This window comes from Actinophytocola sp., from assembly GCF_036378875.1.
In the GTDB taxonomy this organism is placed as follows: domain Bacteria; phylum Actinomycetota; class Actinomycetes; order Mycobacteriales; family Pseudonocardiaceae; genus Actinophytocola.
In genome coordinates, this window is sequence record NZ_DASUVO010000002.1 from 200,531 (window position 1) to 207,149 (window position 6,619).

At 68.0% G+C, this 6,619-nt stretch carries 6 protein-coding genes; 3 read left to right on the top strand and 3 right to left on the bottom strand.

All coding sequences use genetic code 11. The features are described 5' to 3' along the window. Window positions 1–5 precede the first annotated feature (5 nt). Window positions 6–593, bottom strand: a complete 588-nt coding sequence (locus VF106_RS01040) for a class I SAM-dependent methyltransferase (protein WP_330837602.1) — start codon at window positions 591–593, stop codon at window positions 6–8. An 88-nt stretch (window positions 594–681) separates the two neighbouring features. On the opposite strand from VF106_RS01040, the gene VF106_RS01045 reads away from it, so the two are divergent. Continuing rightward, complete coding sequence (locus VF106_RS01045) at window positions 682–1,341, top strand: HAD family hydrolase (RefSeq protein WP_330837603.1); 660 nt, start codon at window positions 682–684, stop codon at window positions 1,339–1,341. Here the strand turns inward: VF106_RS01045 and VF106_RS01050 are convergent. Beyond that, a complete protein-coding gene (locus VF106_RS01050) occupies window positions 1,324–2,223 on the bottom strand; it encodes a LysR family transcriptional regulator (protein WP_330837604.1) in 900 nt (299 codons plus the stop codon). The two genes, VF106_RS01045 and VF106_RS01050, sit on opposite strands and share 18 nt — an antisense overlap. Window positions 2,224–2,294: 71 nt before the next feature. Between VF106_RS01050 and VF106_RS01055 the strand changes: the two genes are divergently transcribed. Then, complete coding sequence (locus VF106_RS01055; RefSeq protein ID WP_330837605.1) at window positions 2,295–3,194, top strand: SDR family NAD(P)-dependent oxidoreductase; 900 nt, start codon at window positions 2,295–2,297, stop codon at window positions 3,192–3,194. On the opposite strand, the gene VF106_RS01060 is transcribed toward VF106_RS01055, so the two are convergent. Then, on the bottom strand, window positions 3,141–5,957 hold the full coding sequence (locus VF106_RS01060; protein ID WP_330837606.1) for a helix-turn-helix transcriptional regulator: 2,817 nt from the start codon (window positions 5,955–5,957) through the stop codon (window positions 3,141–3,143). The genes VF106_RS01055 and VF106_RS01060 overlap by 54 nt on opposite strands. 259 nt (window positions 5,958–6,216) lie before the next feature. On the opposite strand from VF106_RS01060, the gene VF106_RS01065 reads away from it, so the two are divergent. Continuing rightward, entirely contained in the window at window positions 6,217–6,348 is a 132-nt protein-coding gene (locus VF106_RS01065) for a hypothetical protein (protein WP_330837607.1), read from the top strand. The last annotated feature ends 271 nt before the right edge of the window (window positions 6,349–6,619 follow it).

The window sequence follows — 6,619 nt, forward strand, 5'->3', positions numbered from 1 at the left end:
CGGTCCTAGACTTTCTTGCGTGCCTTGAGAACGACGTCGTTGACGTGCTCGGTACCCGGGGGAGCCGCCGACACCCTCGGCCGGGTCTCCTTGACCAGCACCGTCCACGTGTCGTCGAGGCGTTCGGCGATCTCGTCAGGCTGGTAGAAGTCGTGCGGGTCGAACTCGCCGTGCGGGGGCACGTCCGCGAGGTCGTGGCTGCCGACGAGCAGCGTTCCGCCGGGCGCGACCGCGGCCAGCAGGCGGTCGAGCGCCTTGTCCGCCGTGCGGGGGAGTGGGAAGTAGAGCGCCGACACGAGGTCGAACGAGCCGGCCGGCGGCGTGAACGTGGTGAGGTCGGCCTGCGTCCAGCTCACCTTGGCGTCGCCCGCCATGGCTGCCGCGCGCTCGAGCGCGACCTGCGAGATGTCGACGGCCGTCACGAGCCAGCCACGCCCGGCGAGCCACAGCGCGTCGGCGCCCTCGCCGCATCCGAGATCGAGTGCCTGACCGGGCGGCAGGTCGGCGGCCTCCACGACGAGCACCCCGTTCGGCGCGCCGCTCCAGAGTCGGTCCTTCGTGCCGTACCGGTCGTCCCAGAACTGTTGGTCCATGCCGGACACGATGTCTCGCGCCAGCCACGGATAGCAAAGTTCGTTGCCGGTTCAGCAACTGGTCGCTCGGGTTCCGTAGGGTGGGGGCATGATCCACGGCGTCCTGTTCGACTTCTCCGGTACCCTGTTCCATTTCGAGCCCGGTCCCGGCTGGCCGTCCGAGGTGGCGGACGACGGCGCGCGCGATCGGCTGACCGCGTTGCTGACCGCGCCGACCATGCCCGTCGAGCAGCTGCCGCCCGACCTCGTCGACGCGTGGGAACGTCGGGACCTCGACCCCGACGTGAACCGCACGGTCTACCTCGCCCTGCTCGCCGCCAACGACATCGGGCTGACGGACGCCGAGACCGAGGCCGTGTACACGGGCCTCACCGCACCAGAGGCCTGGCGACCGTATCCGGACACGGTCGACGTGCTGCGCGAGCTGCGCGCGGCGGACGTGCCGGTGGCGGTCGTGAGCAACATCTCGTGGGACATCCGGGACATATTCCGCCGCCACGGCGTCGAGGAACTGGTGACCGAGTTCGTGCTGTCCTTCGAGGAAGGCGTGGTCAAGCCGGATCCGAAGATCTTCACGTTGGCGTGCCAGCGAATCGGTGTCGCGCCGGGGAACGCGCTGATGATCGGCGACAGCCCGGAGAACGACGGTGGCGCCGCCGCGATCGGCTCAGCGACCGCGATCGTCGAGCCGCTGGCGACCGAGGCACGGCCGTCGGCGTTGCGAGAGGCGCTAGCCGACCTCCTCTGACAGGTCCGCCGCCACCTGGCGGAGGGCGTCCGCCAGGTGTGCTGCGGGACCGGCGAGGGGATCGGGGAGTCGCGCGAGGACCATGCGCCGCGGCTCGCCGGCGACCGGCCTGACCTTCACCCCCGCCGGCACGGACGCGGCCAGCAGCGTCGGCACCGTGGTGATCCCGCCGCCCGCCGCGACCAGGTTCAGCTTGGCGAGCCAGTCCCGTGCGGTGTGAGCGATAACAGGGCGTTCGTCGAGGCCCGGCCAGACGCCCATCTCGCCCGCGGCGGGGCTCGCCACCCAGCGCTGGCCCCGCAGGTCCTCGACCGACACCGACGGCGCGACGGCGAGCGGGTGCGTGGCGGGCACGGCGACGCACAGGCTTCGCTCGGTCAAGGTCATCACCCTCAGCGGTGGAGACTCGGTGTCGAACGGCCGGAACGGCGGGGCCGCCGCGAGCACGGCCATGTCCAGGGTGCCGGCGCGCAAGGCGCGGACCAGCGCAGGCGTGCCGCCTTCGCGTGTCGTGACGGTGATCGCCGGGTGCTTGCGGTGCAGTGCGGCGATGGCCCGGGGCACCAGCACGGCGCCGGCGCTCGCGAACCAGCCGAGTCGCACCGTGCCGCCCTCGGCGGGCAGTCCGGCCAGCTCACGGGTCGCGGCGTCGAGCTCGGCGAGCACGGTGACCGCACGGCGCAGCACGACATGCCCGGCCGCGGTGAGGCGCACCCCGTCGCGGCGACGTTCCAGCAGGATGGCGTCGGTCGCGTGCTCGAGGGCAGCGATCTGGCGGGACACCGCCGACTGTGTGTAACCCAGTGCGGTGGCCGCCGCGGTGAGCGTGCCGCGCTCGGCGACCTCACGGAACACCCGCAGTACAGTGATCGACAGATCCATGACGATAACGCATACCACGATTGCCGAACTGTCGTTGGCCGCATGTTAGCGAAGCGCATAGCGTCGTGCCCATGACACGGATCGCCATCGTCACCGGGGCCAACCAGGGCATCGGCTACGCACTGGTCGAGGAGCTCGCGACACGACTGGACCCGACGGATCTGGTCCTGCTGACCGGCCGCGACGCCGCGCGGGTGGCGGCCGCGGCGGATCGGGTCCGAACCGGTGCCCGCAGCCGGGTCGAGGGCCGGGTGCTGGACGTGACCGATGCCGGCGCGGTCGCGGAGTTGGCCGCGTCCTTGGGCCGGACGGACATCGTGATCTCGAATGCCATCGGTCCGCTCGTGCCGGACCGTCCGCAGTCCGAGCAGGCGGACGAGTTCATCGCGGTGGCGAACGGCGGCACACACGCGGTGCTCCGGTCCTTCGGTCCGACGTTGCCGCCGGGCGGCAGGTTGATCGTGGTGGCGAGCGCGCTCGGCACGCTCGGCCGCCTGGATCCCCGGCTGCACCCGGTGTTCGACGGCGCGACCCTCGACGAGGTGGAGGCTGTCGTCGAGGGTTGGCGGGCGGCCATCCACGACGGCATCGCGGGGGAGAAGGGCTGGCCGGGGTGGATCAACGTGCCGTCGAAGGTCGCCCAGGTGGCGGCCGTGCGTGCGGTCGCGGCGACCCGGCGGGACCGCGACGTGCCTGACGGCACCCTCGTCGCGGCCGTGTGCCCTGGCCTCGTCGACACGCGGGCGTCGCGGCCGTGGTTCAGCGACTTCAGCCAGGCGCTGACCCCGGCGCGGTCGGCCCGCCCGGTCGTGGACCTGATACTGGACCCGCTGGATCCGGCGAAGTACGGCGAGTTGGTCCAGTTCGGCAAGGTGTTGCCGTGGCACAGCGGCAAACCACCGCGCTACCAGGACGAACTAGTTCGCGATCCGGTCGTTCTCGGCGGCCTCCCGCGCGATGTCGATGCGTGACCGAACACCGAGCTTGGCGAGAATGTGCGACACGTGCGTGCCGACGGTCCGCGGTGACAGCACGAGCTGTTCGGCGATCTGCCGGTTGGACATGCCTTCGGCAACCATCCCGGCGATCTTCGTCTCGGTGGGCGTGAGGCTGTTCCAGCCGGCCTGAGCCTGCCGGTGCTTGGCCCGCGGCCCGCGCCGAATACCGTGCTGGCGCAGCTGGGCCCGCAGGTGAGCGAGGTCCCAGTTGGCGCCGAGCCGGTCATAGAGCTCGTCGGCACGGGTGAAAGCAGACCGTGCGGCGTCCCGATCCCCCCGAGTAGCAAACCCGATGGCGGCGGCTTCGAGTGCCTTGGCCCGCAACAAGGGCCGGCCGGCGTCCCGGTACCGGTCCGCCGCGTGCTGCAACAGAAAGGGATCCCGCTCCAACAACCCACGACAGTAAGCGGCGGTCCCCAGCCGATGCGGCACCTGCGACCGCCGAGCGAGAATCGCGGCCTGCTCAGCGACATCCGCGGCCGCCGACGCACTCCCGGTATGAGCGGCGAGCCGAGCGGCTTCGGGCAGCAGATCCTCTACCTCGTCGAGCTCCTCCGCGTCCCCGGCCACCCGATCCGTGAGCACGGCGAGCGCCTCAACGGGCTGGTCAGCCACCTCATGATCAAGACTACGAGCCAACGTCAACGACGAAACGACCCGGTTCCCGATCTGCTCAGCACTCGGCGCCGCCAAACCAAGATGCCGCCGAGCGGTAGCCGCGTCACCCCGATGAAACGCGATCACCGCCGCGATACCGCGATCACAACAGGTGGCCCCTGGATCCTTGAAGGCATCGGGGAGGGTTTCGATCTCGGCCTGTGCGTCGTCCCATCGTCCAACCTCGAACAGCAGCTCTCCCAACGCGGTCTGCGCCTGCGCCAACCGCACGAGACTGCCCGTTCGATCGGCGAGTTGTCGTACCTTGGTAGCGGTCCCCAACGCCTCGTCGTACCGGTCCAGATCGCCCAGGGCGACAGCTTTGTTGATCTGCAACAGCAGTCGCAGGTCCGTGAGTGCGGGGTCGTCCCCGACGACGTCCAGTGCCCGATCAAAGAGGGGCAATGCCATTGCGACATCGCCCCGCATGATCGATACCACGGTCAGCACATGCAGGGACCAGCCCAGTGCCCAGGTGTCCCCGGCTTCCTCGGCGGTGGCCAGTGCCTTGGCGGCTACGTTGCCGGCGACCGACACCTCGCCGAGGTCACGATGCGCGCGTGCGGTGAGCACGAGAAGGCGGGCCCGCTGTTGTGCGGAGATGTCCGCCAAGGAGTGTGCACGCTCCAATGCTTCCAGCGACTCGTCGGACCGACCCAGCATTGCCCGGCATTGCGATACAGTCCAATGTAGATCGACAAGGAGGTCGGGATCGGCCACCACGGCCATGGCCCGCGTGGCGACTTCGACAGCTTCATCGGATTCGCCCGCGCGGTACAGCGCCTCTGCCAACCGGCACACGAGCTTTGCGCCACGGGGTGTGCTCGCGGGGGATCGCCCGGATGCTTGTCGTAGCAATGCGATGGCGTCCTTGGGTGCCTGGGCGATCAGTGATGGAGCCGCATCGACGGTCCAGTTCAAGAGTGACTCGTCAAGCGGGTCTGCGTTCGGCACGCTGATCGCGTGTAGCAGTTGGCGCGCGACCCGAGGCGTCGGCACACCCGCCTCGGCGAGTGCCTTGGCCGCGTCGCCGTGCCACGCCGGTCGAAGCGGGGCGGCGATGTCGTCGTAGAGTGCACCGCGGATGAGAGGGTGTCGAAACGCCAGTTTCTCGCCGAGATCCTTCAACACACCGGCCGTTCGAGCCTCGTCAATTGCCGGCACGAGCTCGGCGACCCTGCGGTGTAGGACGATCGCCAGGTCGGTAACCAGGAACTCGACTCCGAGTAGAGCCGCCGCCTGCAACACTTTGCGGACGTCTGTAGGTAGGAAGTCCAGCCGGTCGGTGATCGCCGCGACAAGTGAGTCTGGTACCGGACCAGTGATCACGTCGACCGCGCCGGAGTCAGTCACTGTCAGCCGCTGAGCACGCAGTAGCGCGTCCATCAACTCGGTCAGGTACAACGGGTTGCCGCCCGCTTCGCTGGCCAGGCGCATCAGGTTCGTGCCCGGGTTGCCTTCGGAGATCGCACCAACGAGCTCGGTGACGGCTTGTTCCGGCAGGCCTTCGAGCCGAAGGGTTCCGTGAGCGCCCACCACACGCCGGATGGCGAGAAGCTCGTCGCGTTGGGGAACCGGGCGCACGATGCCGACCAGTAACAGAGCTGATCGGTCCACCGAACGAGCCAGCCATTCCCACACGCTGATGGTCGAGAGGTCTCCCCACTGCAGGTCGTCGACGATCAACACTGTTGGCGTCGCACTGCACAGCTCTGCCATGAGGGCAAGCATCTGTTCAGCAGCCGCCATGGCCGGATCTACGGTGCTCGCAAGCTCGCCACGGAGCAGGCGCTGGATGGTGTCTAGACGTGGTTCCGTCGACTCCTTGACCACCAGGGCCTCGAGGAGGGGCTGCAGTGGGAGCGCGCGGCCGAGCTCGTCACATTCGGCCCAGTAGGTGGCGAAGTTCCGTTGCTCCGCCGCGGCCACAGTGGCCCGTGCGAGAGACGACTTGCCGATGCCGGGTTCGCCTTCGATCAACACTGCGTGGCCGGTGCCTGAGGCCAGCTCGTCGAGCCATCCGACGAGTCGGGACAACTCGACGTCACGGCCGACGAGTGCATTAGCATCACTCGGCATACCTCGACAGTATTGCTTGCCGAGGCAGGGAACAACGGTTGGCGACCATGTTACGCCAACCGAGTTCGTACTCATTCTGTTGCTCGTTCGTTAACTCTCGGTTATTAGCCGTTACTTGCTGTATTTCCTAAAGGTATGTCATCCTTTCTTTAGTTGTATAGTTTGGGCCCGAACCCTACCCTCCGCAACGATAGTGCATGCCTATCCGCGCGATCCCTTCTTTTGTCCCAAACCAGTGGAAGAGGAAATAGGAGGCAAGATGAGAGTCGCGCGGATAGTGGTCGCCCTGGTGGCGTCCGTGGTCATGACCCTCGCGGTAGGTGCTACCGCGAGCGCTGATCCTCCTGGCATGACGCACAATGGCATCGTGCCGGACATGACCCACAACTGACAAGTGCCTGAACGGGTGCAATTGTCAGCACTTCTTCGTCAGTTGCGTCCTCGCAAGTCCTCCGTCGCAGGGCGTTTCCGTGATGGGCCCACCATCCCGGTGGCGTCCTGCGGCGCGGTGGACTGCTCGGTCCTGCAATGCGTAGCCGAGATTCACCAATCGGCCGCCGAGGCGGCATTCGTCGGCTACTGCTATCTGTTCTCTCCGCCGGGCGTCTGTGTCCAGCATGCGTAGCACGAAGCGTGCGATCTGGTTATTCAAGCTGGATAGC

Coding starts and splice junctions, on each gene's coding strand:
- VF106_RS01055 (WP_330837605.1), top strand. CDS start 2,295: ATGACACGGATCGCCATCGTCACCGGGGCCAACCAGGGCATCGGCTAC.
- VF106_RS01050 (WP_330837604.1), bottom strand. CDS start 2,223: ATGGATCTGTCGATCACTGTACTGCGGGTGTTCCGTGAGGTCGCCGAG.
- VF106_RS01045 (WP_330837603.1), top strand. CDS start 682: ATGATCCACGGCGTCCTGTTCGACTTCTCCGGTACCCTGTTCCATTTC.
- VF106_RS01060 (WP_330837606.1), bottom strand. CDS start 5,957: ATGCCGAGTGATGCTAATGCACTCGTCGGCCGTGACGTCGAGTTGTCC.
- VF106_RS01065 (WP_330837607.1), top strand. CDS start 6,217: ATGAGAGTCGCGCGGATAGTGGTCGCCCTGGTGGCGTCCGTGGTCATG.
- VF106_RS01040 (WP_330837602.1), bottom strand. CDS start 593: ATGGACCAACAGTTCTGGGACGACCGGTACGGCACGAAGGACCGACTC.